This window comes from Micromonospora ureilytica (assembly GCF_015751765.1).
Classification (GTDB): domain Bacteria; phylum Actinomycetota; class Actinomycetes; order Mycobacteriales; family Micromonosporaceae; genus Micromonospora; species Micromonospora ureilytica.
The window spans coordinates 3,730,297-3,756,293 of the sequence record NZ_JADOTX010000001.1; the positions used below are offsets into that span (position 1 = coordinate 3,730,297).

21 protein-coding genes and 5 tRNA genes are annotated in these 25,997 nt (G+C 73.5%); 13 read left to right on the top strand and 13 right to left on the bottom strand.

What is annotated here, in order from left to right; genetic code table 11:
• Positions 1 to 3: 3 nt before the first annotated feature.
• Positions 4 to 3,168 carry an FtsX-like permease family protein gene (locus tag IW248_RS16740; protein WP_196927753.1) on the top strand — a complete coding sequence of 1,055 codons (3,165 nt, stop codon included), beginning with the start codon at positions 4 to 6 and terminating at the stop codon, positions 3,166 to 3,168.
• On the top strand, positions 3,165 to 5,924 hold the full coding sequence (locus IW248_RS16745) for an FtsX-like permease family protein (protein ID WP_196927754.1): 2,760 nt from the start codon (positions 3,165 to 3,167) through the stop codon (positions 5,922 to 5,924). The genes IW248_RS16740 and IW248_RS16745 overlap by 4 nt, the downstream gene beginning before the upstream one ends.
• A gap of 96 nt (positions 5,925 to 6,020) precedes the next feature.
• Here the strand turns inward: IW248_RS16745 and IW248_RS16750 are convergent.
• A tRNA-Val gene (locus IW248_RS16750) sits at positions 6,021 to 6,095 on the bottom strand.
• Positions 6,096 to 6,122: 27 nt separating this feature from the next.
• Positions 6,123 to 6,195 (bottom strand) — tRNA-Gly (locus IW248_RS16755).
• A gap of 149 nt (positions 6,196 to 6,344) precedes the next feature.
• Here IW248_RS16755 and IW248_RS16760 point away from each other — a divergent pair.
• Positions 6,345 to 6,587 carry a DUF6458 family protein gene (locus IW248_RS16760; RefSeq protein ID WP_124819826.1) on the top strand — a complete coding sequence of 81 codons (243 nt, stop codon included), beginning with the start codon at positions 6,345 to 6,347 and terminating at the stop codon, positions 6,585 to 6,587.
• 90 nt (positions 6,588 to 6,677) lie between these two features.
• Here the strand turns inward: IW248_RS16760 and IW248_RS16765 are convergent, their stop codons facing one another.
• The 3 genes from IW248_RS16765 to IW248_RS16775 all read right to left on the bottom strand — a co-directional run bounded on the left by IW248_RS16765 (position 6,678) and on the right by IW248_RS16775 (position 9,421).
• A complete protein-coding gene (locus IW248_RS16765) occupies positions 6,678 to 7,634 on the bottom strand; it encodes an NADP-dependent oxidoreductase (protein WP_196927755.1) in 957 nt (318 codons plus the stop codon).
• Positions 7,631 to 8,758, bottom strand: coding sequence for a Gfo/Idh/MocA family protein (locus IW248_RS16770; RefSeq protein WP_196927756.1), 1,128 nt, complete (start codon positions 8,756 to 8,758; stop codon positions 7,631 to 7,633). The genes IW248_RS16765 and IW248_RS16770 overlap by 4 nt, the downstream gene beginning before the upstream one ends.
• A gap of 81 nt (positions 8,759 to 8,839) precedes the next feature.
• Positions 8,840 to 9,421 (bottom strand): TetR/AcrR family transcriptional regulator, encoded by a 582-nt coding sequence (locus IW248_RS16775; RefSeq protein ID WP_196927757.1) that lies wholly within the window; start codon positions 9,419 to 9,421, stop codon positions 8,840 to 8,842.
• Between the two features lie 117 nt (positions 9,422 to 9,538).
• On the opposite strand from IW248_RS16775, the gene IW248_RS16780 reads away from it, so the two are divergent.
• Together IW248_RS16780 and IW248_RS16785 are read left to right on the top strand one after the other, a co-directional pair.
• On the top strand, positions 9,539 to 10,273 hold the full coding sequence (locus IW248_RS16780; protein ID WP_196927758.1) for a GNAT family N-acetyltransferase: 735 nt from the start codon (positions 9,539 to 9,541) through the stop codon (positions 10,271 to 10,273).
• A gap of 119 nt (positions 10,274 to 10,392) precedes the next feature.
• On the top strand, positions 10,393 to 10,899 hold the full coding sequence (locus IW248_RS16785; RefSeq protein ID WP_307788379.1) for a winged helix-turn-helix domain-containing protein: 507 nt from the start codon (positions 10,393 to 10,395) through the stop codon (positions 10,897 to 10,899).
• A 63-nt stretch (positions 10,900 to 10,962) separates the two neighbouring features.
• Here IW248_RS16785 and IW248_RS16790 read toward each other — a convergent pair.
• The 3 genes from IW248_RS16790 to IW248_RS16800 all read right to left on the bottom strand — a co-directional run bounded on the left by IW248_RS16790 (position 10,963) and on the right by IW248_RS16800 (position 11,228).
• Positions 10,963 to 11,037, bottom strand: a tRNA-Val gene (locus IW248_RS16790).
• A gap of 13 nt (positions 11,038 to 11,050) precedes the next feature.
• Positions 11,051 to 11,121, bottom strand: a tRNA-Cys gene (locus IW248_RS16795).
• A 34-nt stretch (positions 11,122 to 11,155) separates the two neighbouring features.
• Positions 11,156 to 11,228, bottom strand: a tRNA-Gly gene (locus IW248_RS16800).
• Between the two features lie 387 nt (positions 11,229 to 11,615).
• Between IW248_RS16800 and IW248_RS16805 the strand changes: the two genes are divergently transcribed.
• From IW248_RS16805 to IW248_RS16815, 3 genes are all read left to right on the top strand, one after another.
• Positions 11,616 to 12,218: a TetR/AcrR family transcriptional regulator gene (locus IW248_RS16805; protein WP_124819829.1), complete on the top strand. Its 603-nt coding sequence runs from the start codon at positions 11,616 to 11,618 to the stop codon at positions 12,216 to 12,218.
• Positions 12,219 to 12,300: 82 nt separating this feature from the next.
• Positions 12,301 to 12,882 (top strand): TIGR03086 family metal-binding protein, encoded by a 582-nt coding sequence (locus tag IW248_RS16810; protein WP_196927759.1) that lies wholly within the window; start codon positions 12,301 to 12,303, stop codon positions 12,880 to 12,882.
• Between the two features lie 139 nt (positions 12,883 to 13,021).
• Complete coding sequence (locus tag IW248_RS16815; RefSeq protein WP_196927760.1) at positions 13,022 to 15,952, top strand: M36 family metallopeptidase; 2,931 nt, start codon at positions 13,022 to 13,024, stop codon at positions 15,950 to 15,952.
• A gap of 42 nt (positions 15,953 to 15,994) precedes the next feature.
• Here the strand turns inward: IW248_RS16815 and IW248_RS16820 are convergent, their stop codons facing one another.
• Positions 15,995 to 16,888 carry a hypothetical protein gene (locus tag IW248_RS16820; protein ID WP_307788006.1) on the bottom strand — a complete coding sequence of 298 codons (894 nt, stop codon included), beginning with the start codon at positions 16,886 to 16,888 and terminating at the stop codon, positions 15,995 to 15,997.
• Between the two features lie 150 nt (positions 16,889 to 17,038).
• On the opposite strand from IW248_RS16820, the gene IW248_RS16825 reads away from it, so the two are divergent.
• The 5 genes from IW248_RS16825 (at position 17,039) to IW248_RS16845 (ending at position 21,619) form a co-directional block, all read left to right on the top strand.
• On the top strand, positions 17,039 to 17,707 hold the full coding sequence (locus tag IW248_RS16825; RefSeq protein WP_196927761.1) for a class I SAM-dependent methyltransferase: 669 nt from the start codon (positions 17,039 to 17,041) through the stop codon (positions 17,705 to 17,707).
• Between the two features lie 9 nt (positions 17,708 to 17,716).
• A complete protein-coding gene (locus IW248_RS16830; RefSeq protein WP_196927762.1) occupies positions 17,717 to 18,895 on the top strand; it encodes a cytochrome P450 in 1,179 nt (392 codons plus the stop codon).
• Between the two features lie 35 nt (positions 18,896 to 18,930).
• Positions 18,931 to 19,779 (top strand): polysaccharide deacetylase family protein, encoded by an 849-nt coding sequence (locus IW248_RS16835; protein WP_307788007.1) that lies wholly within the window; start codon positions 18,931 to 18,933, stop codon positions 19,777 to 19,779.
• An 89-nt stretch (positions 19,780 to 19,868) separates the two neighbouring features.
• Positions 19,869 to 20,801: an ATP-binding cassette domain-containing protein gene (locus IW248_RS16840; protein ID WP_196927764.1), complete on the top strand. Its 933-nt coding sequence runs from the start codon at positions 19,869 to 19,871 to the stop codon at positions 20,799 to 20,801.
• A complete protein-coding gene (locus IW248_RS16845) occupies positions 20,798 to 21,619 on the top strand; it encodes an ABC transporter permease (protein WP_196927765.1) in 822 nt (273 codons plus the stop codon). Before IW248_RS16840 ends, IW248_RS16845 begins: the two co-directional genes overlap by 4 nt.
• A gap of 36 nt (positions 21,620 to 21,655) precedes the next feature.
• On the opposite strand, the gene IW248_RS16850 is transcribed toward IW248_RS16845, so the two are convergent.
• The 4 genes from IW248_RS16850 to IW248_RS16865 form a co-directional block, all read right to left on the bottom strand.
• The gene (locus IW248_RS16850) at positions 21,656 to 22,333 is read right to left on the bottom strand and encodes a response regulator transcription factor (protein ID WP_196927766.1); all 678 of its coding nucleotides are present in this window, start codon (positions 22,331 to 22,333) and stop codon (positions 21,656 to 21,658) included.
• Positions 22,333 to 23,904 carry a sensor histidine kinase gene (locus IW248_RS16855; RefSeq protein ID WP_307788009.1) on the bottom strand — a complete coding sequence of 524 codons (1,572 nt, stop codon included), beginning with the start codon at positions 23,902 to 23,904 and terminating at the stop codon, positions 22,333 to 22,335. Before IW248_RS16855 ends, IW248_RS16850 begins: the two co-directional genes overlap by 1 nt.
• Positions 23,905 to 23,958: 54 nt before the next feature.
• Entirely contained in the window at positions 23,959 to 24,684 is a 726-nt protein-coding gene (bioD, locus tag IW248_RS16860; protein ID WP_124819838.1) for a dethiobiotin synthase, read from the bottom strand.
• Between the two features lie 114 nt (positions 24,685 to 24,798).
• A complete protein-coding gene (locus IW248_RS16865) occupies positions 24,799 to 25,935 on the bottom strand; it encodes an 8-amino-7-oxononanoate synthase (RefSeq protein WP_196927768.1) in 1,137 nt (378 codons plus the stop codon).
• Positions 25,936 to 25,997: the final 62 nt, after the last annotated feature.

A 25,997-nucleotide genomic window follows, 5' to 3' on the forward strand; every position in this document is an offset into this window, starting at 1 on the left:
ACGATGAGGCTGGTCAGCCGGCGCGCCCGCGCGCAGTGGCCGTTGCTGGCAACCCTTCTCGGGGTCGTCACGATCGGCGCGACCCTGCTGGGTACCTGCACCCTGCTGGTCACCCGCACCGCCGAGCGGGCGCTCGAGGTCGCCATGGCCCGCGCCGCCCCCGCCGCCGTCGACGTGACCGTCTACACCGGCGCCGTCGAGGGCCGGGACACGCCGTCCGTCGCCGCCGACACCCGCAGTGTGGTGACCTCCGCCCTCGCACCCTTTCCGGCGACGACAACCGCGCGGGCGTCGACAGTGCTGCGGGCGCTGCCGCCCGCGCTCGCCAAGGGCACCACCGTCGGAGCCCAGGCGTACCTGTCGGGGCTGGACGACCTGCCGACCCGAGGCGAGCTGGTCACCGGGCGCTGGCCACAGGACCCCGGCGACGCGGTGCTGCTGGAGTCCACCGCACAACTGCTCGGCCTCACCCCCGGTCGCCGGGTTCGCCTCGGCGCCGAGCTGGCCCACGCGCCCGTCCCGGCCATCGACGTGCTCGTCGTCGGTGTGGTACGCCCGCTGCCGGCGCGCGGCTGGGACCGCGACCCGCTGGCCGCGGCGGGCTCCGCCACCGGCTACCGGGACGGCCGCTTCATGCAGCCGGTCAACGCCTACGGCCCGTTCCTCGTCGACCTCGCCGACCTGGTCACCACCGGTGCCACCGTCGACCGGATGGAGGTCACCGCCCATCCGGACCTGTCCCACCCCAACCGCCACGACCTGGAGACCGTGGCCGGGGCGGTCCGCAACGCCGACCGCCGGCTGGCCGGCACCCTCGGCGACCGCGTCCAACTCGCACGTGTCTCCTCCGAGCTGCCGGCGACCCTGCGGTCCGCCGACGACCAACGGCGCGTCACCGCCGCCGTCGTGCTCGCCATCGCCGTGCTCGGCGGTGTCCTGGCCGCGACGGCACTCGTCCTCGCCGGCCGGCTGACCACGGGCATCCGCGCCGACGAGACCGCCCTGCGGTCCGCCCTGGGTACCAGCCGTCGTCAACTCGCCGCCACCGCGACACTCGAGGCCGGGCTCCTCGCCGCCGTCGCGGCCGCGCTCGCGATACCGGCCTCGTCGGCCCTGCACGCCGGTCTGACCCACCTGCCGCCGCTGGACGGCGCCGGCCTGACCGTCCGGCCAGCCGTCACCGGCGCCCAGGTCCTCGCGGTCGTCGGCGGCGCGCTGGTGCTCGCCGCCGTACTCACCGTCCTGGCGATCCGACCCGTCCCGGTCGCCGGCGACCAGCGCACCCGCCGCGAACTGCTGGCCCGTTCCGGCACCGACCTGCTGCTCGCGGTATTCGCTGCCGCCGGATGGTGGCAGCTGTACGCGCAGCCCACCGCCGCCAGCCCACGCGCCGACGCGGTCCGGGTGCTCGCGCCGGCGCTGCTGCTCACCGCGGGCGCCGCGCTGGCTCTCCGGGTGGTACTGCCCGCCCTTCGCGGCGCGGACCGGCTGGCGTACCGCGCCCGCGGGCTGGCACTTCCGCTGGCGGTCTCCGAGGCAGCCCGCCGGCCCCAGGCGGTCGCCGCCGGGCTGCTCGTCGGACTGGCCTGCGCGGCCGGAACCTTCGGCCTCGCCTTCGACAACACGTGGCACCAGTCGCAGCGCGACCAGGCCGCGCTCTCCGTCGGTACCGACCTGGCACTCACCGTCAGCACGGCGCCGGTGGCCGGAGAGGGCGCGGTCGTCAGCGCGGCCACCGCGGGGACCGTGAGCCCGGTCCTCCACCGCGGTACCGCCGTCGGTCAGTGGCTCGGAAACGCCGGCGATGCGCCGCGCCTGATCGCCGTCGACACCACCCGCGCCGACGCGCTGCTGCGCGGGCGGCTGGACAGCGACCGTGGATGGGCAGACGTGGGCGCCGCGCTGGCGCCACGCACCCGGGCCACCGGCCTCGCCATTCCGGCTGGCGCCCCGCTCGTCCTGAGCGGGACCGTCGCCGGCGACACCCCGCTCGCCGTGACGCCCCGGTTGCTGCTGCAGGACGCCAGCGGCCTCCGCACGTCCTGCACCGGTCCCGCCGTACCGCTCGACGGCCAGGAGTTTCGGCTGCCCGCCTGCGCGACCGCTGACGGGCTGCGCCTCGTCGCGGTCGCCCTGCCGGTCACCACCGACGAGGTCGGCGGACCCGTCGCCGTAGCCGTCACACTCACCGTGCCGCCCGCCGGGTCGGCGGAGAGGCCGACTGACGGTTCGGATTGGACCGCCACGTCGGCGCCGCCGATCCCGAGCAAGGTGAGCGACCTGACCGTCGGGGTGTCCGCCACACCGTCGGGAACCGCGCTGCGGATGGCCGCGACCGTCGAGCTCAGCGGCGCCGAGGACGCCGCCCGGACCCTCGTCGCCACCGCCTTCCCGGACCCCGGCCCGGTGCCCGTCGCCGTCTCCGCCCGCTTTGCCAGCGAGGTCGGTGCCGAGAGCGGCAGCCAGCTCAGCGTCACGGTCGGCATCACGCCCGTCCCGGTCGTCGTCACCGAGGTCGTGCCGACCGTGCCGTCCGCCCCCGGCGCCGTCGCCGTCCTGGCCGACCTGGACACGCTGTCCCGCGCGCGGGCCGTCACCGGCGACCTGACGTTCCCGGTCGACGCCTGGTGGGTCGGCCACCCAGCCGGTCCCGATGCCGCCGAGCGGGCCACCGCCCTGCACCTGGGCACCGTCGCGACCCGTGAGGCGGAGACCGCCCGCCTCATCGGCGGCCCGCTGAGCGCCGGGCTGCCGGCCGCGCTCCGGCTCATCGTCCCGGCCGCGGCTCTGCTGCTGCTCGCCGGCGTCGTCCTGCACGTCACCTGTGATCTACAGGTCCGCGCCGTCGAGGTGGCGCGGCTGCGCGGCCTGGGAATGTCCCGGCGCGACATCCGGGCCGTGCTGCTCGGCCAGCACGCCGGCGTTCTGCTGCCCCTACTCGCGGCGGGCGCGGCCGTCGGCGCGCTCGCCACCCGCATCGTCGCCCCCCTGCTCGTGCGCTCCGACACCGGCGCCACACCCGTCCCGGCCACCCAGCCACACTGGCCGTGGCCAGCCGAGGCGGCACTCCTCGCCGTACTGCTGGCCGGATGCGTGCTGGCGGTCGCCGTCGTGGTCACCGTCCAGGTCCGCCGGGCCGACGCCGCGCACCTGCGGGTGGCGCAGTGAACCGGTGGCTGACCCGCCGGCGGCCGGCGCTGCACTGGCCCAGCATCCGCGGCCGTGGCCGTACCGACGCCGGACCGCTGCTGCTCACCGCCGCCGTCATCGCGGCCGTCGCGCTGCTCGCCGGGGCCGCGCCGGTGCTGCTCCGCGCCGCCGCCGACAACGCCGTCCAGGACACGGTCCGCCGCGCCGGCACCGACTCGAACGTCCTCGTACACGCCAACTGGGAACGCGACGACGGGCCGACCGGCGGGCGGGTCCGGATGCCCAGCCTCGCCGAGGCCCTCGACACGTTCCGCGCCCGGGCGACCGAGGCGCTCGGGCCCGACCTGGACGCCGCGCTGCTCCCGCCCATCGCCGCTGTCGACGGCCCGATCCTCAACATCACCGACGGCAGCGTGCCGCGTACCTTCCAGTTCACCTACCTGGCCGGCGACCTCGGCGGCCCGGACGTGGCCTGGATCGCCGGCAGCCCGCCCGGCCCCGCCGTCTCCGACGAGTACGTCGAGACCCCCTACGACGGACCGCCCTGGCCGGTGCAGGTCGGCCTCTCCGAGGCGGACGCCGCCGCGCTCAACCTCGGCCCCGGCGATCGAATCCCGGTCAAGGACGGCCACGGTCGTGACCGAGACGTCCGGATCAGCGGGATCTACCGACCCGCGGACAGCGCCGACCCGGCCTGGCGACTCGCCCCGGCGCTGCTGCGCCCCGTGCCCGGCGCCGACGGCGTGGGGACCACCCGGTTCGCCGGCCTGCTGTCGCGCGAGTCGTTACCGGACGCCCGGCTCGCCGTCGACGAGGACGAACTGCGACGCACCGTCCACTTCGCACCCGTTCCCGACGCGCTCACCTGGGACGCCACCGCGGCGCTCGCCAGCCAGGTGGTCAAGCTCAAGGCAGCCTCCGGCTCCTCGATCGACCGCGACCAGTCCCTGAAGTGGGAGTCGCAGCTCGACACCGTCTTGCGCGACGCCAGTACACGGAACAGCGCCGCTTCCGCACAGGCCGCCGTCCTGCTCGCCGGGGTGCTGACCGCCACGGTGCTGGTCCTGCTGCTCGCCGCCTACCTGCTGGTCGGCCGCCGTACCCCGGCGCTGAGCGCCGCCCGGCAGCGTGGGGCGGCGCTACCCGACCTCGGTGCGGAACTGATCATCGAGTCCACAGTCGTGTCCCTGTCGGCCGCCGCCGTCGGGCTCGCGCTCGCCCGCGCGGCCGCTCCGGGCGTCTCCTGGACCTGGGCCGTCCCCGTGGTCCTGGCCGGTGCCGTCGCCGGGCCGGCGTTCGGCACCCTCGCCGCCGCCCACGGCAGCCGCGACCGGCGTCAACCCGCCAACCAGGCCGCTCGGCGCTGGATCCGGGCCACCGGCCAGCTGCGCCGCGCCGTAGTGGAGGCCGCTGTCCTGATCGCCGCGGTCGCCGCCTTCGTCACACTGCACCAGCGCGGGCTCCTGCCCGTCGTCTCCGACGGCGACACCGGTGAGCTGAGTGGCGACCTGATCCTGCCGATCAGCGCCGTCGCCCTGGGCGCGCTCGTCGGCGCGCTCGTCCTGCTCCGGCTAGTGCCCCTCGGGGCGCGGTTCGCGCTCCGACAGGCCCTGCGCTCGCGCCGCCCGCTGGCCGTGTTCAGTGCCGCCCAGGCGGCCACGACTGCCGGGCGCGCGCTGCCGCTGCTGGTTCTGGTCAGCACCACGGCGCTCGCGTCGTTCGCGCTCATCCTCGGCGCGACCGTCACCAGGGGTATGGCCGACGGCGCGTGGAGCGCCGTCGGCGCCGACGCCCGCCTCGACGTCGGCGCCGACGCCGACGCCGCCACGCCCGCACTCGCCGAGCGCATCGCCGCCGCACCCGGGGTACGGCAGGTCGTCGTCGCGCAGGTGACCGACTCGGCACGCGTCTTCAGCGAATCGACACTGCTCACCCCACGCCTGGTCATCGTGGACACTGCCGCGTTCCAGCGCCTGCTGGCCGGCACTCCGCTGCCCGACGCGCCGGCGCTGGCCCGGCTCACGGCACCCGGTCCCGGCGCCGGGGACGTCCCAGCGCTGGTCCGATCGAGCGACGGCGAACTGCGCACCGGCACGCGGCTGCAGCTACCCCGGGACGACGCCCCGGCGATCCGTCTCGCCGCGGTCGGTACCGCTCCCTCCGTCGACGGCGCCACCGACGTCGTCATCGTGGACGCCGCGGCCCTCGCCGACGCCGGGCTGCCCGCCGTTCCGAATACCGTCTGGGTGACCGGCCCCGGCGCCGCGCGGGCCGTGGCGAACACCGGCGTCGCCGCCGACGTCCTGCTGCGGGCGGACGTCCTGCGGGCGCAGCGAGTGGCTCCGCTGACCGCAGGGCTCCTACGGCTGGCGTGGACGGCCGCCGCGGTGCTGCTGGCGCTGGGGTTGCTCGGCCTCACGCTCGCCGCCGCCGCCGGCACGTCGCAACGGTGGCAGACCCTGACCCGGCTGCGGACCCTCGGCCTGCGGCCACGCGACGTCCGCTGGGTCGCCGCCGGAGAGCTGCTGCCGCCGGTAGTGGTCGCCGCGGTGTGCGGCCCGCTACTCGGGGCCCTGCTCGCGCGCCTGACGCTCGGCCCGCTCGACCTGCGGCTGCTCACCGGCCAAGCCGCCGACCCGACGGCGGTCCTGCCGTGGTGGCTGCTGGGCCTGGTGAGCGTGGCGCTGCTGGCGGTGGCCACCACGGTCGTACCTGTCGAGTCGGCGCTGCGGCGACGCGACCGGCTGAGCGAGGTACTCCGCGCCGGGGAGTAACCGGCTACTGGCCCGAATCACCTCGGACAACGAAGCAGAAACATCGAGACCCGTTACCGATATCCGGTAACGGGTCCGCTGATCTGTGGATGAAGCTGGTGGGCGATACTGGGTTTGAACCAGTGACCTCTTCCGTGTCAAGGAAGCGCGCTCCCACTGCGCCAATCGCCCGTGGCGGCCCCCCTGGGGCACATCGCGAGCGGACGACGGGATTCGAACCCGCGACCCTCACCTTGGCAAGGTGATGCGCTACCAGCTGCGCTACGTCCGCACGTCCCCGACAACCGTCGGCGACAGGTGAACTCTACCCGATGCCAAGATCGCTTGGCGCGGCACCCTTGGGCGGTCGCGATTGCAGCGGACGGCAGTGGGGTACTAAAGACCCTCGACAGCGCACCACACCCCCTTAAGGAGGCTGTCGTGGGTATCGGCACCAGCATCTTTCTGATCGCGCTCGGCGCGATCCTCACCTTCGCCCTCGACGCCAGCGTCGGCGGCATCAACCTCGACGTGGTCGGCTGGATCCTGATGGGCGCCGGCGTGCTCGGCCTGATCATGACCACGCTGATCTGGGGTCGCCGCCGACAGGTCGTGACCACCACCGAGCAGCCGGTGGAGTACCAGCGGGTCGAGGAGCGGCGGGACATCGCGCCTCCGCTGTGACCCGACCATCTCCATCGCTGATGGAGCCGGCAGCTCGACGTGATTCCGGGCCGGCCACCTCCGCCGAAGGTGGCCGGTCCGTCGGCGGAATCAGAACTCGATGACCAGCCGGCCGCGTACCCCTCCCGCTTCCAGGAGCTGATGGGCGCGGGCCGCCTCCTCCGGTGGGAACCGGCCGGCGACCCGCAGGGTCAGCGCACCCTCCTCGGCGAGCCGCCGAAGCAGGTCGAGCTTGTCGCGGCGCCCGTCGTACTCGTGCACGTACGCGGACACCATGTCGATCCTCCGCTGGTCGGCCTGTGCCCGCAGCGCCGGATCGGGCCCGCCGCGCAGCAGCGCGACGGCACCACCCGCGCGCACCGCCGGCAGCAGCGCGCTGCCGAGCAACGCGGCGTCGACAGCGGCGTCCACCCCGTCCGGGGCGTACTCCCGGAAGCGGTCGGCAACCCCCGGGCCTCGGGCCACCGTCACGTCGGCGCCGAGCGCGGCGACCAGTTCGGCGTCGCCCGGTGCCGCGTCGGCCAACACCCGGTGACCGGCGGCCTTGGCGAGCTGCACGGCGTACCCGCCGACCGCGCCGGCCGCGCCGGTCACCGCGAGGGTACGGCCGGACGACAGCCGCAGCTGGTCCAGTGCGTGCAGGGCAGTCAACCCGTTCAACGGCAGGGTGGCTGCCTCGGCGGGTGAGACGCCCGCCGGCGCGGGCACCACCCAGCTCTCCGGGAGCACGACCCACTCGGCGTACCCGCCTCCGGCCTCCCGGGTGGGATTGACCATGGCCATCACCAGGTCGCCCGGGGCGAGAGCACCACTGACCCCGGAGCCCACCTCGTCGATGATGCCGGCGATGTCCTGGCCGGGCAGCAGCGGGTCGCCGCCGCGGAGCCGCACCGGCGTCATGCCAGCCCGGATCAGGGTGTCCGCGGGGTTGACCGCCGCGGCGCGTACCCGGATGCGGACCTCACCTGGGCCGGCGTGCGGCGTCGGAAGCTCGACCACCCGCAGCACCTCCGGCCCGCCGTAGCGCAGCAGTCCGACCGCTCTCATGCCTGACTCCTCATCATTCGGCTTGGGCCAAGGGCCTGGGTCGTGCCGGTGGCGGAGGCCCGCTCGATCACGTCGATGAGCCGGTGCCGGCCGAGGGCGTGCGCGAAGTCCGGGACGGTCCGGGTGCCGTCAGCCAACTCCCGAGCGAGCTGCCGGTAGAGCCGCGCCACACCTCCGGCCGCGGAACGACTCAGCTCGGCGGGCACGCCGTCCAGGTAGGAAGCCGGCACCTCCAGTGGTTGGACGGCGCTGTCGGCGCCCCGGCCTCCGGCGAGGGTGAGTTCGGCGACCTGCATGTTGCCCCAGCCGGCGGTCAGCACCAGGTCGCCCTCGCTGCCGTTGATCTCCCACCGGAAGTTGTCCCCACGGGACACCCCGCCCCGGTAGAAGATGGACGCCGCCGCGCCGCCGTCGAGGGTGCCGATCACCGAGACCTGGTCCGGCACGGTGACCGGGACGGTGCTGCCGTCCGTCGCGAGCGTCGCCTGCTTGCGACCGACGACGAGGTTCGCGGCCACCGAGCCGAACTCACCGAGGACGAAGTGCAGCGGGTCGAGCGCGTGCAGGGTGGCCGAGGTGAGCGGAGTGGCGCCGTTGGCGTTGTCGAACCAGTACGCCTGGCTGGGGTCGGCGACATCACCACCCCAGACCATCCCCGAGCCGACCATCGTGGTGCCGAGCACCTTGCCGACATACCCGTCGCGAATCAGGTCCCGGGCGTACCGGACCTCGGGGGCGTACCGCCCCTGGAGCCCGACCACCGTGCGGATGCCCGCCTTCGCGGCCCGATCTGCCAACTGCTGGGCCTCGGCCAGGCCATTGCCCAGCGGCCACTCGCTGTAGACCATCTTGCCCGCGTCCAGGGCCGCGGAGATGAGCTTGAAATGCTCGGTGACCTTCACCGCCACGACGACGAGGTCGACACCGGGATGCATGATCAGGTCCCGGTGGTCGTGGTAGGCGGGCACGCCGTACCTGGCGGCTGCGGCCTCGGCGCTGCTCGGACGGGAGGTGCTCACCGCGCGAAGGGCGAACTCGGGTGTTGCGGCGATGGCGGGCACGTGTGCGATGGAGGCCCATCCGCTGGTGCTCGCGCCGATGATGCCGACGCCGGTCGGGGGCATGGCCCTATCTCCTCAAAAACGTGATAAATCGGAAGGTAGTCAGTTGGTGTGGATGACGGGCCGAACCACGCCGTCCGACGGTCAGTCCAGGCAGGTGAGCGCGACCTCGGCGTAGCGCGTCAGTGCCGCCCGGTCCGGGTTGATGGCACCCATGACGCGCAGGCCCTGGAGGCTGGTCACCAGGAAGCCGGCCAGGTCGGTGGCGCTGCGGTCAGTGGTGATCTGGCCCCGCACCTGCGCCTCGGCGAGCAGGTCGTAGAGCGCCAACTCCAGGGACTGGGTGGTCGAGCGGAGCCGGTCGGCCACCCGCACATCCTGGTGCGCCCGCTCCATCGACGCCCCGACGATGAGGCAGGAGAGGTGCCGGCCGTCGCCGGTGATGTCGTCCACCGCGCCGATGAACACCTCACGGATGACCGCTCGCGCGTCGTTGCCCGAGCGCAGCAGATCGACAATCGGTGTGGCGTAGCGCTGCCGGTACAGATCGAGCACCGCCAGGTAGAGGCCGTCCTTACTGCCGAACGCGGCATAGATCGACCCGCTGCCCAAGCCGGTCGCCTCGGAGAGATCGCGCATCGAGGTGCCCTCGTAGCCCTTGCTCCGGAACACATTCATGGCAGCGATGACCGCGGCGTCGAGGTCGAACTCACGGGTACGGGCCATGGCTGCACGCTACCCACTATCTGGAACGATCGACAAAGTATCGCCGGTCACAGCCGTCGAATCGAGCCGTTTCCGCTGGCCGAGAGGGGTGCTGGGTGCCGCGTTACGATCCAGATCATGGAGTCTCTCGACACGGTGCTGGCCGCGCACCGCGCGTACCTGCTCGGCTGGAACATCGGCGTCGCCGGAGGGCCGGACCTCCCGACCTACCGCAGCGAGGTGCCGCACGCACCCCTCAACGGCGTGTTGCGGGTGGTCGGGCGCACACCGCAGGACGCGCTGGCCGAGGCCCGGAAGCGCCTGCACGGCGTACCCCGGATCTGGTGGGTTGGCCCGGACAGCGACGCCGGCACCGCAGCCGGTCTGACCTCCCTCGGCGCGGTGGAGGTCGCCCGCATGCCGATCATGACGGTGGGGATCGGGGAGGCGGCCGATGTTCCGGCTCCCGCCGGCGTGCACATCGCCGAGACCACCGACCTCGCCGCGTTCGTTCCGGCCTACGCCCGGGTGTCCGGAATCCCGGCGGACGGCGTGGCGGCGACGATCGAACGGGAGAAGGCGTTCACCGGCGACGGCACCGTGCTCCGGCTGGTCGGCCGCCTCGACGACGGTCGGGTCGTCGCAACGGCCGTCGCCTGGATCAGCCACGGTCTGGTGACGCTCTACTTCGTCGGCACCCAGCCCGAACAGCGCCGCAGGGGCATCGGCGCGGCCATGACCAGGGCCGCCCTCGATCTGGCCGCCGAGCGGGGTGCCCGCACCGCCGCCCTCACCTCGTCGGCCGTCGGCGAGTCGGTCTACCGCGGCCTCGGTTTCCGGCCGGTGGGCGAGTTCCGCCTGTTGACCTTCTGAGAGCGAGTGCGCACGGCCCCATTGACTACGGAGTTCAGACAGCGTTGTCTTTTACTGCCGCCTGGGGAGGTACGACAGTGATCGACGATGTGTCCCTCGTGTTCTGCGTGACAGCTGACGTGTCGGTGCGCGAGCGGATGGTCCGGCGCCTGGACGGCCTCGGCACCCTGGTGATCTGCGCCGACCTCGCGGAGTTGCAGGCGATGATCGGCGGGCCGATCATCAGCGGGCCGGCGCGGGTCGCCACCTCCCCCACCGCGTCCGCGACCGCCCCCGCTCCGGTCGCCGTCGACCCCGCCGCAGTCGCCCCAGCCGTCGGCGTGGCCGGCCGGATCAGCCTCGGTGACCTCACCATCGACCCGCTCGACCACAGGGTGACGTGGCGCGGAGAACCGCTGGCCCTGACCCGACTCGAACGCAACCTGCTCACCCAACTCGCCACCGCACCGGTCGGAGTCTGGACGTACGAGAGGCTCTTCGAATCGGTCTGGGGCTGCGCGTTCCTCGGCGACACGTCGATCCTGCACTCGGCAGTGAAGCGGTTACGTCGCAAACTGCGCGCCGCCGACGACAGGTTGCGCGTACACACCGTTCGGAGCATCGGCTACCGGCTCAGCGTCGACTGATGACGTGGCGCCACAAGCGAAACGGCTCGTCACCGGGTCTCCCGGTAACGAGCCGTTCTCCTCTGGTGGGCGATACTGGGTTTGAACCAGTGACCTCTTCCGTGTCAAGGAAGCGCGCTCCCACTGCGCCAATCGCCCGTGCTTGTTGCCGAGGTGGGGACGGGATTTGAACCCGCGTACACGGCTTTGCAGGCCGTTGCCTCGCCTCTCGGCCACCCCACCGAGGTTGCCCCCGTCATACGTGGCGGCAGCTCCGAGCGGACGACGGGATTCGAACCCGCGACCCTCACCTTGGCAAGGTGATGCGCTACCAGCTGCGCTACGTCCGCACGCCCCCGGACGTTCCCGGGTGACGGATGAGAACTTTAGCCGAGCCGGTGTTTGACTGCCAACTCGGGGTCGCCTCGGCGCGTCTCGGGTGGCCGGGGCTGGGCAGGAGCCACTCCCGGCGAGCTTCCTAGGGGGCTGATCTGGTGCGCGAATGCGGCGCCGATCGTTACCCTCCGACATCGCTAGGCAATGATCGTCATCATCACGTCGCATGGCCGACCATCGACGTCTCCGCGGCGCGGCACCGGGCAGCGGACCTCGACGAACACTCCCCCTGGAACGACCGACGGCACCCGGAGGAAGTGTCCGGCTTCCGACTCTCACTGCGCGGATCGGCGCGTGGTGGTAACTGTTCGTGTTCAGTCGGATGGGCTACGGTAACGGTCGTGACGAGACGTGCGGCCGAGATCCGCCTGGATGCCCTGCTGCGCACCGCCTGTGACGTGATCGTGGAGCGCGGTCTGGCCAACACCCGGACGGCGGACGTGGCGAATGCCGCGGGCGTGAGTCAGGCGTTGGTTTTCTACCACTTCGCCACCAAGGAGCGGTTGCTCGCGCAAGCCTTCGCGTACGCGGTCGAACAGGACCTGGCCCGACTGGACGTGGTGACCCGCTCCTCGGCCCCACCGCTGACCAAGCTCCGCCGGATCCTCAAGCTCTACACCCCGGCCGGGCGGGCGACCTCCTGGTCGATGTGGATCGACGGCTGGTCCGAGTCGCTGCGTACCCCCGAGTTGGAGAAGGTCTCCCGGCGGCTCGACCTGCGCTGGCGGCAGGACCTGGCCGCGGTGATCACCGCCGGGGTGGCCGACGGCACCTTCCAGTGCGCCGACCCCGACGGGGCCGCCTGGCGGATCAGCGCGGTGATGGACGGCCTTGCCGTCCAACTCGCCGTGCACGACCGGGTGATCTCCCGCCGGCAGTTCGGCGAGTGGGTCCGGCTGGTCACCGCCCGAGAGCTCGGCCTGGACCTGACCGACCTGGACTGAGCTGGGCGACCAGCACCGATCCCCCGCACCAGGCCGGGCAAAACGGGCTCGGCCCGCCCCGCCGACCGGAACAATCGGCAGCATGGATCTCCTGGACGCGTACCGCCGGAGCCTGGCCGAATTCGTCGACCGGGTGGACCAGATCGAGCCCGCCCAGTGGTCCGATCCGACGCCCTGCTCGGACTGGGACGTCCGCACGCTTGTCAACCACGTGGTGACCGAGGACCGGTGGAGCGTTCCGCTGCTCGCCGGCCGGACCATCGACGAGGTCGGCAACCGGCTCGACGGTGACCAGCTCGGCGCCGACCCGATCGCGACGGCGCGGGAGGCCGCCGCGCAGGCCGAGATCGCCGCCACCCACCCCGGCACGATCGACCGCACCGTGCACCTCTCCGGTGGCGACACCCCGGCCACCGAGTACCTCCAGCAACTCCTCGCCGAGCACCTCGTGCACGGCTGGGACGTGGCGGTGGCGATCGGCGCGCAGCCGCGGCTCGACCCGGACGCGGTGCACGCCGCCGCCCAGTGGTTCGCCGGCCAGCTCGACACCTACCGGCGCAACAACCTGGTCCACACCGGCGTACGGGTGCCCGACGACGCCGACGAGCAGGACCACCTGCTGGCCGCGTTCGGTCGCGACCCCGACTGGGCGCCGAGCCCCTGACCAATCTCGATCTGTTGGTGTGGTAGCGGCTCGGGACCTTGCCGTGACCTTGGGAGACTGATATCCACAGATGCGCATGCGTCATCGCGCAGCTGTGGTCGGCGACTCGCCGGCCATCTCGCTCCCACGAGGAGGTCCCGTGCCACAACCGGAATGGTCACCCCCGATGAGCCGGCGTCGACGCCGGCTCATCGCCATCCTGGCGACGACGGCGACGGTCGCCGCGCTGCTCCCCACCGGCGTGAGCACCGCGGCCCCCACCGGCGGCGCGGCGTCCGCCGAGCGCCGGTCCGGGCCGTTCGCGGAGGGGCACGCGCCCGCCGACGCCGACAACCGCACCGGTACGGCGGCACCCGACACCCGCCAACGCGGCCTGGCCCGCGCCGTCGACCCCGACGTCCGGTGGAACCGGCTCGGCACCCCGCAGGCGCTCGGCACCGGTCGCACCCCGCTCGCCAGCGGGCTGCCCGCCGACCCGGAGGCCGCCGCCCGCGCGTACCTGGCCGCCAACCGCGACCTGTTCGGCATGGACGCCGCCGCGGTTGCCAGCATGGAACGGGTGCTGGTCCGGCCGATCGGCAACGGCACAGTGGTCACCCTCCGGCAACGCTTCGGCGACCTGCCCGCCGGGCCGGACGGCCTCGTCACCCTCGCGGTCGCCGGCGGCACTGTGCTCTCGGTCAGCTCCTCGCTGGCCCGGAACACCGGCGCACCAGCGCCGGCCACCCGCACCGCCGAGCAGGCGTACGCTGCCGCGCTCGCCGACGCCAAGCTGACCGCCAGCGCGGTGGCCAGCCACACCATCCGATCGGTGGCCGTGCCCACCCCGCTGGACGGACCCCGGGCCGCCTACGAGGTGACCATGATCGGCGCGGACACCGAGCATCCGGCCGCGTTCACCAGCTATGTCGATGGCGGCACCGGGCAGGTGCTGGTCCGTGAGGACCTCGTCGACTTCGACTCCGACAACCCGAGCTGGGCCGTCTTCCCGGCCACCCCGCCCCGCGACCTCGGCCCCGGGCAGGACCCCCGGGTGCGCTGGTGCGGCGACCCGACCCCCGGTTGCCAGGCGGCCTTCCGCGACCCGGCCACCGGCCAACCGTGGGACGTCGACGCGGCCACCGGCACGCCGACCTTCACCTCGCGCGGCAACTCGGCCAACACGGTGTTGTCCTGGGGTGCGAGCACCCCTGTCGTTCCGGCACCCACCAGCCCGGAACGCCGCTACGAGTACCCCTTCACCGACCAGTGGCACCAGGCCAAGTGCAACCCGAGCGTGTTCACCTCCGCCCAGCGCAACGACGCGGACGCGTCGATCGCCAACCTCTTCGCCATGCACAACCGGATGCACGACTGGTCGTACCAGTTGGGCTTCACCGAGTCGGCGTGGAACCTCCAGGCGGTCAACCTCACCCCGTCCGGGCTCGGCGGTGACGCCGAGCAGGGCCGTGCCCAGCAGGGCGCGCTGAGCGGCAACCGGAACAACGCCAACCAGGGCACCCCGCGCGACGGGCTGCCGCCGACCACAAACATGTACCTCTGGCAGCCGCAGGCCGGCGGGCCGTACCCGCCGTGCGTGGACGGCGACTACGACATGACGGTGATCGGCCACGAGTACACCCACGCGATCACCAACCGGATGATCGCCGGCCCGGACAGCGGGATCGGCGGCCACCAGGGCGGTGCGATGGGTGAGTCGTGGGGCGACCTGCTCGCCGCCGAGTACCTCTTCCAGCACGGTCTGCGCGCGCCCGGCGAGTCGCCCTTCGTCACCGGCGGCTACGTCACCGGCAACCTGGTCAGCGGCATCCGCAACTACGACCTGAGCCGCAGCCCGCTCAACTACTCGGACATCGGCTACAACACCGCAGGTCCCGCCGTGCACGCCGACGGGGAGATCTGGGGCGCCACCAACTTCCGGGTCCGCTCCGCCCTGGTCAAGCGGTACGGCCTCGGCACCCCGCAACGGCAGCTCGACTGCGCGCAGGGCAAGGTAGCGGCGGATCAGTGCCCGGGTAACCGGCGCTGGTCACAGCTGGTCTTCGACTCGTTCCTGCTGCAGGCCGCCAGCCAGGTCAGCATGCTCGACATGCGGGACAACATGCTCACCGCCGACCTGCTCCGTTTCGGCGGCGCGAACCAGGACCTGATCTGGGCCGAGTTCGCCCGCTCCGGCATGGGCCGGGACGCCGCCACCTTCGGCGCCGGCGACACCGACCCGACGCCGAGTTTCGCCTCGCCGCGCGGTGGCAACGCGACGCTCACCCTGCGCCCGCGCGGGGACAGCGCCGACGCGCCGATCCGGGTGTACGTGGGGGCGTACGAGGCGCGGGCCGTGCCGGTGGCCGACACCGACCCGGCGACGCCGATCCCGGACACCGTGGAGATGGTGGCCGGCACGTACGACCTGCTCGCCGTGGCTCCCGGCTTCGGGCACCAGCGGCTCAGCGTGGTCGCCAAGGCCGGTCAGGACGGGTACGTCGACCTGCGGATGAGCCGCAACCTGGCCTCCACCGCGTCCGGCGCCACAGTGACCGGCGACGGGGTCAACCTGGACCGGGTCGTCGACGACACCGAGGCGACGAACTGGGCCTCCCTGGACGGGGTGGCCGGCCGGCAGCTCACAGTGGCGCTGCCGGGCGACGCCGCGCAGACGGTCAAGCGGGTGAACGTCAGCGCGATGCTGCGCCCGGCGATCACCGGCGACGCCGACACGGGCGCCCAGAACGCGCTCAGTGCCCTGCGCTCGTTCGCGGTGTCCGCCTGCAACGCGACGACCACCGACTGCGCGGACCCGACGCGGTGGCAGCGCATCTACACCAGCGCGGGGGACGCGTTCCCCGGCGGGGCGTACCGGGCGTACAGCCGCGACATCAACCTCCGGACGTTCGCGGTACCCACCACCCTCGCCACCCACCTGCGACTCGAGGTGCTGGCGAGCCAGTGCACCGGCGGCCCGAACTACGCGGGTGAGCAGGACGACGACCCGGCCACGACGACGGACTGCGCGACCGCCAGTCCGGCCCGGAGCCAGGTCAGGATCGCCGAGTTCCAGGCGTTCGCGAAGTGACACCGTGGGGCCGGCGGTTGTCCGCCGGCCCCACGGCCCCGATCAGCGGTGCGCCCGCCGCCAGGGGTCGGCGACGGCCGGGCGCTCCCAGCGCCGGTCCACCGGGGGCTCGTCGGTCTCGTCGGCGTCCCCGGCCCCGGCCCGGGTCAGGTGGCGCAGTCGCAGCAGCAACCCCATCCCGAGGAAGAGCAGCAGCCCGCCGAGCAGGAACGCGAGCTGCACCACGCCGAACGCGCCGGACTGCGAGACCGGGCGGTTGGCAGCCGGTGGCGCGGCGTCGGCCGGGTACTCCGCCACCGGCTCCTCGGTCGCCGTACTCTCGCCCTCGGTCGGCGTACTCGCGGATTCGGTGGGCTCCGGCGGGGTCGCCGTCGGCTTCGGTGTGGCGGTCGGCTCGCCGCCCACCCCCACCACCGAGCGGGTGGCGGTCTGCCGGGCCAGCAGGCGCAGGTTGGCGTCGTACGCCTCGGCGGCGAGAGTGACCCGCCCCTGGGTGACGTCCTCGTCGAAGGCCACCCGGTAGCGGGCCGTGACAGTGCGGCCCGGGCAGAGCGTGCCCGGGTCGAGCTGCCGGTCGGTCAGCCGGGCCACGTCACCCTCGGTACGAATCTCCAGCGGGAAGTCGCCGGCCTCTTCCACCCGGTCCATCTTGACCTGGTCGAGCCGGAGGCCCCCCTGCACGCTGAGCACCATGGACCAGCGCACCTTCGCGCACCTGGCGCGCCGGTCCGTCTGGGAGACCACAGCGGAGATCGTCCGCACCTGCTCGCCAGCGGTGAACCGCCCCGGCAGCCCGCTCATCTCGGTGGTGAAGGCCGCCTGTGCCGGGGCGGCCACCGCCAGCTCCACCCCGCTCAGACAGGCCAGCACCACCCCTGCCCTCAGCGCATACCGCCACACCGTCACCACCGCCGCCCTCCGTTCGGTCGCCTCCACCCCGCAACGCTAGAAGCGGGACACCCGCCCGACCAGACGGGTGTGTTCGCACCGGACGGCAAGGACGGGGCGGGTTTTCACCGACCGTGGTGAACCGGTCACCACTCCCCCGCGACACGCCGGGAGTCGGGCCGCTGGGAGAATCACGCCGTGTCCGAGCTCTCCAGCACGTTCGTCCGGCTGCACGCCCGGCTGGCCCCGGTTCCCTTCGTTCCCGAGGTGCTGTTGCACCAGGCGGACGAGCCGATCGGACTGTGGGAGCTGACCGAGGGCGAGTTCTCCAGCGACCGGCCGCCGCCGTTCTGGGCGTTCGCCTGGGCCGGCGGGCAGGCCCTCGCCCGCTACGTGACCGACCACCCGGAGCTGGTCGCCGGCCGCCGGGTGCTCGACCTGGCCTCCGGCTCCGGCCTGGTGGCCATCGCCGCCGCCCGCGCCGGCGCGGCGTCGGTGCGGGCCGTCGAGGTGGACGAGCTGGCGGTCGCGGCGGTCGCCCTCAACGCCGAGGCCAACGGGGTACGCGTCGACGCCGAGTTCGGCGACATCCTCGACGGCGACGCCGGGGACGCCGAGGTGGTGCTCGCCGGGGACGTCTTCTACAGCGATGCGATGGCCCGCCGGGTCCTGCGGTTCCTGCTGCGCGCCGCCCGGGCCGGCGCTCCGGCGCTGGTCGGTGACCCCGGCCGGGCGTTCCTGCCCCGGGACCGCTTCGACGAGGTGGCCGCGTACGACGTGCCGGTGCCGGAGGCGCTGGAGAGTGTGCGGGTGAAGCGCACCACCGTCTGGCGGCTGCGGGCCGGGCTGCCGGGGGCCTCCGGCTAGCGTGTCCGGGTGCTGTTCCGCAGCTGGGCGCAGGTTGCCGACCCCGCATGGCCGGACGTGGCCCGGGTGCCGGACCACGTCGGCGGCACCCACCTGGTCGTGACCCGGCACGCGCTGGTCCGTCAGGTCCTCGCCGACCCGGTCACCTACCGGCCGGACAACGCGCTGGACGCTGTGACACCGATGCCGGTGACCGCGCTGCGGGTGCTCGCCGGGCACCGGTTCCGGCTGCCACCGACCCTGGCGAACAACTCGGGTGTCAGCCATCCGCAGATCCGGGCGATCGTCGCGGAGGCGTTGCATCCCGCCCGGGTCGCCGCGCAGCGGCAATGGCTCACCGAGCTGGTCCGGGACCGGGTCGCCCGGATCGGTGCCACGCTCGACACCGGTGCGCCGGTCGACCTGTACGCGGACCTCGCCGCCGACCTGCCCCTGCTGGTGTTGGCCCGGCTGGTGGAGTTGCCGGACGCGCCGGTCGGCGCCGTCAAGGACTTCGCCCGCGCCGCGCTGGAGTTGTTCTGGGCACCACTGGACGCCGACCGGCAGGTGGCGCTCGCCGCCGAGGTGGGCCGGTTCCACCGCGTACTGCGTGACTTCGCGGCCGTCGGTGGCGGGTTGGCCGCCGAACTGCGCGCGGCCGGGCACCCGCCGGACGTGGTGGTCGGCGCGCTCTTCTTCCTGTTGGTCGCCGGGCAGGAGACCACCTCGCAGTTCCTCACCCTGCTGCTGCACCGGCTGGCCGGCGAGCACGCGGTACGGGCCGGCCTGCGCACCGGCGAGATCGCGGTGGCCGACGTGGTGGAGGAGGGACTGCGGCTGGAACCACCGATCGTCACCTGGCGGCGGGTGGCGACGACGGAGAGCACGCTCGGTGGCACGGCGGTGCCGGCGGGCAGCAGCCTCGTGCTGTGGCTGGGCCGCGCCGGTCGGGACCCGGCGGTCGTGGAGTCGCCGGACGAGTTCCGTCCGGGCCAGCCTGGATCACGCCGACACCTGGCGTTCGGGGCGGGCGCACACCGCTGCGTCGGGGACGTGCTGGCCCGCATGGAGGCGGCCGTGGTGGTGGCCGAGACCGCGCCGCTGCTGGACGGGGTGACGGTGCTCCGCCCGCCCTGGTGCCCGAACAATCTCACCTTCCGGATGCCGGACGCGTTCGTGGTCCGCCGCTGCACCGGGACACCGGGCTGACCGGATCCTGACATCAGCTCGGTATGTTTCCGGGCGTGTCAGCCATCCCCACCCGTCGGATCCCTGCCGTCGTAACGCTTCTGGCCCTGCTGGCGTTGACTGCCTGCACAGTCGGTCCCAGTCACCCGGCACACGCTCGGCAGGTCACCGTGGCCCAGCCGACTCCGTCCGCCTCGGCGCCGACCCCCTCGGCCTCGCCGTCAGCGACCGCGAAACCGGCATTCAAGAGCCTGGCCTGGTACGTGTCCCAGGTGCCGACGTTTCCCGAGGCACCGCAGCCGCAACCGGTGGCGCTGCCCACCACCGGTTCGGCGGCGTTCTGGCATCGCCTGCCGACCGACCAGAAGGTCGCCTTCATCACCATCGACGACGGTGGTCTGGCCCGCCCGCCGGGAGTGATCGACTTCATCTGGGAGGCGCGCATCCCGGTGACGATGTTCCTCAACTCGCCGGCGGCGGCGGAGCACACCGACTACTTCCGGCAGATCGAGGCGGTGGGCGGGGTCGTGGAGAACCACACCATCTCGCACAACTCGCTGGCCGGCAGGTCGTACGACTACCAGAAGCAGGAGATCTGCGGCGCCGCCGACAGGCTGGAGGGGCTGTTCGGCAAGCGGCCCACCCTGTTCCGGCCACCGTTCGGCGAGCATGACAGCACCACGCTGAAGGCCGCGCACGACTGCGGCGCGAAGGCGGTGTTCCACTGGACGGAGACGGTCCACGAGGGGAAGGTGCGCTACCAGACCCCGGAGAAGGTGGTCCAGCCCGGCGACGTGCTGCTCATGCACTTCCGACCGGCGCTGATGGACGACCTTCTCGCGGCGTTGAAGGCGATCCACCGGGCTGGGCTCACCCCGGCACTGCTGGAGCAGTACGTGCAGTGATCATCCCGCCACCGACCTGACGAAAGTCAGGGGTGGGTGGTGCCGTTCGGGCGGGGCGGGGCGGCAGGTCGCTCGCCTAGCGTCAGCGCATGATCACATTACGTGGGCTGACGAAACGGTTCGGCTCGACCGTCGCCGTCGACGCCCTGACCGTCGACATCGCCCCCGGCCGGGTCACCGGCTTCCTCGGCCCCAACGGCGCCGGCAAGTCCACCACCATGCGGATGATCCTCGGACTGGACCGTCCCACCGCCGGGCAGGCACTGGTCGGCGGGCGCGCGTACCGGGAGTTACGCCGGCCGCTGCGCGAGGTGGGCGCGCTGCTCGACGCCCGGGCCATCCACCCGGCCCGGTCCGGCCGGGCGCACCTGCGGGCCATGGCGCACAGCAACGGCATCCCGACCCGCCGGGTCGACGAGGTCCTGAACACCGTCGGGCTGGACGGGCGGGCCGCCGGTAAGCCGGGGCGGACGCTCTCCCTCGGCATGGGCCAACGGCTCGGCATCGCCGGCGCGCTGCTCGGCGACCCGCCGGTGCTGATGTTCGACGAGCCGGTGAACGGCCTCGACCCGGACGGGGTGCGCTGGGTGCGGCAGCTGACGCGCTCGTTGGCCGACGAGGGACGGACTGTCTTCGTCTCCAGCCACCTGATGAGCGAGATGCAGCTCACCGCCGACCAACTCGTGGTGATCGGTCGGGGACGACTACTCGCCGACGCGCCGATCGGCGAGGTGATCGCCCGCAGCACGGTCGCGGTCCGGGTCCGCAGCCCGCACCCGGACGGGCTGGCCGCGCTCGCCGCGCGCCTCACCGCCGCCGGGGCGACGGTGGACGCGGCCGACCGGAACGAGCTGACCGTCACCGGCGTCACCGCGGACCAGGTCGGGGACCTGGCCCACGAGCTGGGGGTACGTCTGCACGAGCTGAGCGCACACGCCGCGTCGCTGGAGCAGGCATTCATGGAGCTGACCGCCGACAGCGTCGAGTACGCAGGCGGCCCGACGGAGGGTGGGCAACGATGAGCACGCAGACCGACGCGGGCACCCGACCCGCCAACACGCCGGCCACCGGTGCGTCGGCCACCTTCCGGGGGGCGGTGGCCGCCGAGTGGACCAAGCTCTCCTCGGTGCGGAGCACCTGGTGGACCGCACTGGCCGGGCTGCTGGTGATGTTCGCGAGCGCCGGCCAACTGGCCATCTACGTCGCCAACGACAACACCAACGACGACCCGACCGACGACCGGGGGATCGTCACCGTCGGCAGCGTGCTGATCGACTCGGTCGAGCTGACCCAGTACGTGGTGCTGGCGCTGGGCCTGCTCGCGATCACCGCCGAGTTCACCAGTGGCACCATCCGGACCACGTTGCAGTGCACCCCGTCGCGCGGTCGGGTGCTGCTGGCCAAGGCCGCTGTCGCCGGTGCGGTCACCTTCGTCCTCGGGCTGCTGCTCGGCGGGGTCGGCGCCCTGGTCGCCCGGCCGGTGCTCGGCGAGTGGGGCAGCGCCCCCGCCGCCGGCACGATCGGCGACATCGTGGCGGTGGCGGCGTACCTGGCGCTGATCGGCGTGCTCGCCCTGGGCCTCGGCGCCGCGCTACGCAGCGCGGTGCTCACGCTCACCGTCCTCCTCGCCACCCTGATGATCGTGCCGCTGTCGCTCCAGGAGCCGGACATCGACGTGCTGAACCGAATCGCCGACGTGTTCCCCGGCGTGGCCGGCGGGCACTTCCTGGCCGGCGACACCGAGCCGTACCCGCCTCTGGTCGGGCTGCTCCTGCTCGCCGGGTGGGCCGGCGCCGCGCTGCTGCTGGGCCGGGCCGCGCTGCGCCGCCGCGACGCCTAGGACGTGCGAGCTGGGCGGGGGCTTCCCGGCCCCCGCTCAGCCGTCGACCAACCCCGCCTCGTACGCGAGGATCGCCGCCTGCACCCGGTTGCGCACATCAAGCCGGGTGAAGATGCTCGTCAGGTAGCTCTTCACGGTGCCCTCCACGAGGTGCAGGCGACGGGCGATCTCGGCGTTGGAGAGTCCCGCCCCGACCAGGGCCAGCACCTCCCGTTCCCGCTCGGTCAACCCGGCCGCACGGTCCCGGGCTGCCGGCCGGCGGGCCATCCGGTCCGCCCCCAGCTCGATCACCCGGCGGGCCACCCTCGGCGACAGGTACGCCCCGCCCTCGGCGACCGCGTGCACACCGGCGATCAGCTCACGCGGGTCGCCGGCCTTGAGCAGGAAACCGCTCGCGCCGTGCCCGAGCGCCCGGGCCACGTGATCGTCCTCGCCGAACGTGGTCAACATGATCGTCGCGGTGTCCGGCACGACCCGCCGGATCTCGGCGGCGGCGGCCAACCCGTCCAGCCGCGGCATCCGGATGTCCAGCAGCGCGACCCGGGGTCGGTGGGCACGGACCAACTCCACCGCCGCGTGCCCGTCGCCGGCCTCGGCGACCACCTCGATGCCGGGATCGCTGGCGAGGATGGCCCGGACTCCGGCCCGGATCATCGCCTCGTCGTCGGCCAGCACCACACGGATCGGTGGTGTCCCCGTCGTATCGGTGTCCACTAGGCGATCCACTCCTTGCTGACCAGCCGGCCATCGGTGAAACAGAGCCGCCAGGTCGGCGCGGCGAGGGGAAAGTTACCGTCGGTGTAGTACTCGCAGCCGGCCCGCTCGACCGCCGCGGAGCGTTCCAACTGCCGCCGGGGCAGCCCGACCAGCTCCGACCGGGCCGCGCCGACGCGCATCTGGTCGAAGGTGGCCCGGTCCAGCACCGTCCCGGCGGTTGCCACCGGGTAGTAGACGAACGAGAGCACCAGGCCGAAACCGACCGGGGCGACGAGCGCCACCAGCAGGCTGCGCCGAACCCGCCGGCGGGCGTCGTGCAGCCGCCGCTCGGCATCCACCGGCCGCTCCACCGCGCCGGGCCGCTCGTCGGACCATGACGTCAGCCCGCCCTCGGCCACCGACCCGATCGCCTCCGGCGGTGCCGCGGTGGCCGGCAACACCGCCCGCACCGTGAACCCACCGTCGGCCCGGTGGCCGGCGTCGAGCGTCCCGCCGGCAAGGCGGACCCGCTCGGCGAGGGCGAGCAGCCCGCTGCCCTGCGACGGCGGGGCGGGCAGCGGTCCGGCCGACGGAGCGTCGTTGACGACAGCCACCTCGACCCGGTCACCGTCGCGGCTCAGGCGCACGTCGACCGGGGCGCCCGGCGCGTACCGGGCCGCGTTGGTCAGCGCCTCCCGAACGATCCGGTGCGCCGCGTGACCGGTCATCGCCGGTAGCTCCGCGACCGCCGGGGCGGCGTCCAGCCGTACCGCCATGCCGGCCTCCCGGGCGCCCTCGACCAGGTCGGCCACGGTCTCCCCGCTCGGACGCAGCGACCCGCCCGCCTCCTCGCGGAGCACCCCGATGATCTCGTGCAGTCGCTCGGTGGCGGCGGAGACGCTGGCCCGCAACTCCCCCGCCGCGGCCCGGTGCCGGTCGTCCAGGTCGGCGGCGACCTCCAGGGCGGCGGCGCGCAACGCGATCAGGCTGAGGTCGTGACCGAGCGAGTCGTGCATCTCCCCGGCGATCCGGGCCCGCTCCCGCAGCCGGATCCGTTCGGCGGCACCCCGCTGCTCGCGGGTCAGCGCGTCGACGTGCCGACGACCCGCGTCGGTCAACTCCTGCTGTTGGCGGCGATACCGACCGACCAACCAGGGGAACACCGCGGCGAAGAGCAGCACCGAGGCGAGCAGGAACCAGGTGGCCGCGCCGGCGCCGAGCAGCCCCAGGTTGAGCGCCGTGCCACCGGCCGTGATCAGCACGAAGACCATGATCGCCGGACCCACTGTGGCGCTACGCCGCCCGGCGAGATAGCTGAAGACCGGAATGGCGAACACGAAGTTGCCATCGACCAACGACCCGAGCACCGCCAGCACCAGGGCGACCAACGGCTGACGTCGACTCGCCACCACCGCCGCACCGAGCACAAACAGCTTGCCGACCAACAGCGGCAACGTGTACCGCGAATGGGGCGGGCTGGCCTCGGCGTAACCGACCGGGGCGGCCACCACCGCCCAGAGCAGCACGTCCAGCAGCAGGCGACGCCGCCGGTGCAGCCAACCCGGCGGCGGGGAGTCGAGGATCCGCACGGCGGTCAGGCTACCCACGCCCGACCTGCGCGGACACCGACGAAAGTCAGGTGTTCAGCCGCTCTCCTCGGCCCAGACCCGCCAGTCGTCGAGCACGCCGTGCAGGGCCGGGGTGAGCCAACCCGGCGCGGAACGCCGGAACACGCCCGGGTCCATCGCGCCCGCGCCGTCGGGCAGCGCGCCGAGCAGGTTCGGCACCAGGTCGGTGAGGTTCGTCCAGTGCACCAGCTCCGGCCGGGCCGGCCAGGCACCGATCACCACACCGGCCGGCACCGCCCTACGGTCCAACGCCTCCAGGGTCAACGCGGTGTGGTTGAGCGTGCCCAACCCGGCTCGGGTGACCACCACCGCGGGCGCTCCCAGCGACACCGCCAGGTCCGCCATCGTCCACGGCTCACCCGACGGCCGCAGCCCCATCGGAACCAGCAACCCACCCGCGCCCTCGATCAACACGAGGTCGTGCTTGTCGGCCTCCGCACGCACGGCGTCCACCGCCGCGTACAACTCCAACGGCGGCAGATCGGCGACCCGCGCGGCAGCCAACGGGGCGAGCGGATCCGGATAGCTGGCCAGGGTCCGACCGGTCAGCGGCGCGGCCAGCCGGTTCACCGCGTCCACGTCGCCCGGCTCACCGCCGGCCGTACCGGTCTGACCCGGCTTGACCACCGCCACCCGCAGCCCGGCAGCCTGCGCGGCGGCCGCGATCGCCGCGGTCACCACCGTCTTACCGACCTCGGTGTCCGTCCCGGTAACCAGAACCGGCCCCGCCCACCCGGTCACAGCGTCACCTCGGTTCGCGACTGCGGGGCTCGCAAACCCGGCTCACTCCTCGCGCTCACGGCGTCACCTCGGTTCGCGACTGCGGGGCTCGCAAACCCGGCTCACTCCTCGCGCTCACGGGGCGCAGTCCACGATGACGTCCAGCGCCCGCTCGAACGCCGCCCGGGGCACCCCCGCGCTGACCGTGAGGCGCAGGCGGGAGCGGCTGTCCGGGGTGGATGGTGGCCGGAAACAGCCCACCGCGACGCCCCGGTCCCGGCAGTCCGCGGCCCAGGCGGTCGCCGCCTCCGGCCCGGGGGCGGTCACCGAGATCACCGCCGCGTCCGGGGTGGAGACGGTCAGCCCAGCCGACCGCAGTCGACCAACCGCCAGCCCCACCCGGTCGGACAGCTCGGCGCGCATGTCGTCGCCGGCCTGGGCGAGCCGCAGCGCGGCGTGCACACCGGCAGCGACCGCCGGCGGCAGTGCCGTGTCGAAGATGAACGTGCGCCCGGTCTCGACCAGGTGCCGAACGAACTCGGCCGGGCCGGCGACAACGCCACCGGCGCCACCGAGCGCCTTGGACAGGGTGGCGGTGACCACCACGTCCGGCTCGCCGGCCAGCCCGGCGGCCGCCACCGCGCCCGCGCCGGCCGGGCCGGTCAGGCCCAGCGCGTGCGCGTCGTCGACCAGCAGCAGCGCGCCGTGGCGGCGGGCCACCGCGTGCAACCGAGCCAGCGGGGCGAGGTCACCGTCGACCGAGAAGACCGACTCGGTCACCACCACCGCCGGGCGGCCCGGAGCGGCAGCGAGCGCGGCGGCTACCGCGTCGACGTCGGCGTGCGGGGTGACCACCGTCTCCGCACCGGACAGGCGGCAGCCGTCGATCAGCGACGCGTGGTTGTGCGCGTCGGAGACGAGCAGCGTCCGAGGTTGGACGAGCGCCCGCAGCGCACCGAGGTTGGCCAGGTAGCCGGAGGAGAAGACCAGGGCGCCGTTGGTGCCCAGCCAGCGGGCCAGGTCCTCCTCCAGCGCCCGGTGCGCGTCGGTGGAGCCCCGCACCAGGCGCGACCCGGTCGCCCCCAGCCCGTACGCCGAGAGGGCCGCTGTGGCCGCGGCGGTGACCTCCGGGTGGGTGGCCAGGCCGAGGTAGTCGTTGCCGGCCAGATCGATCATCTGATCATCGGCCGGACGCGGATGCAGTCGCCGGGTGAGCCCGGCCTTCGCCCGCAGCTGGGCGCGGCGGTCGAGCGCCGCCAGCCAGTCCGCCACCGTCACCCTCCCCCGCTGTGCGTGCCGGTCAGCCCGACACCCGCCGGGCGAAATTACCACCC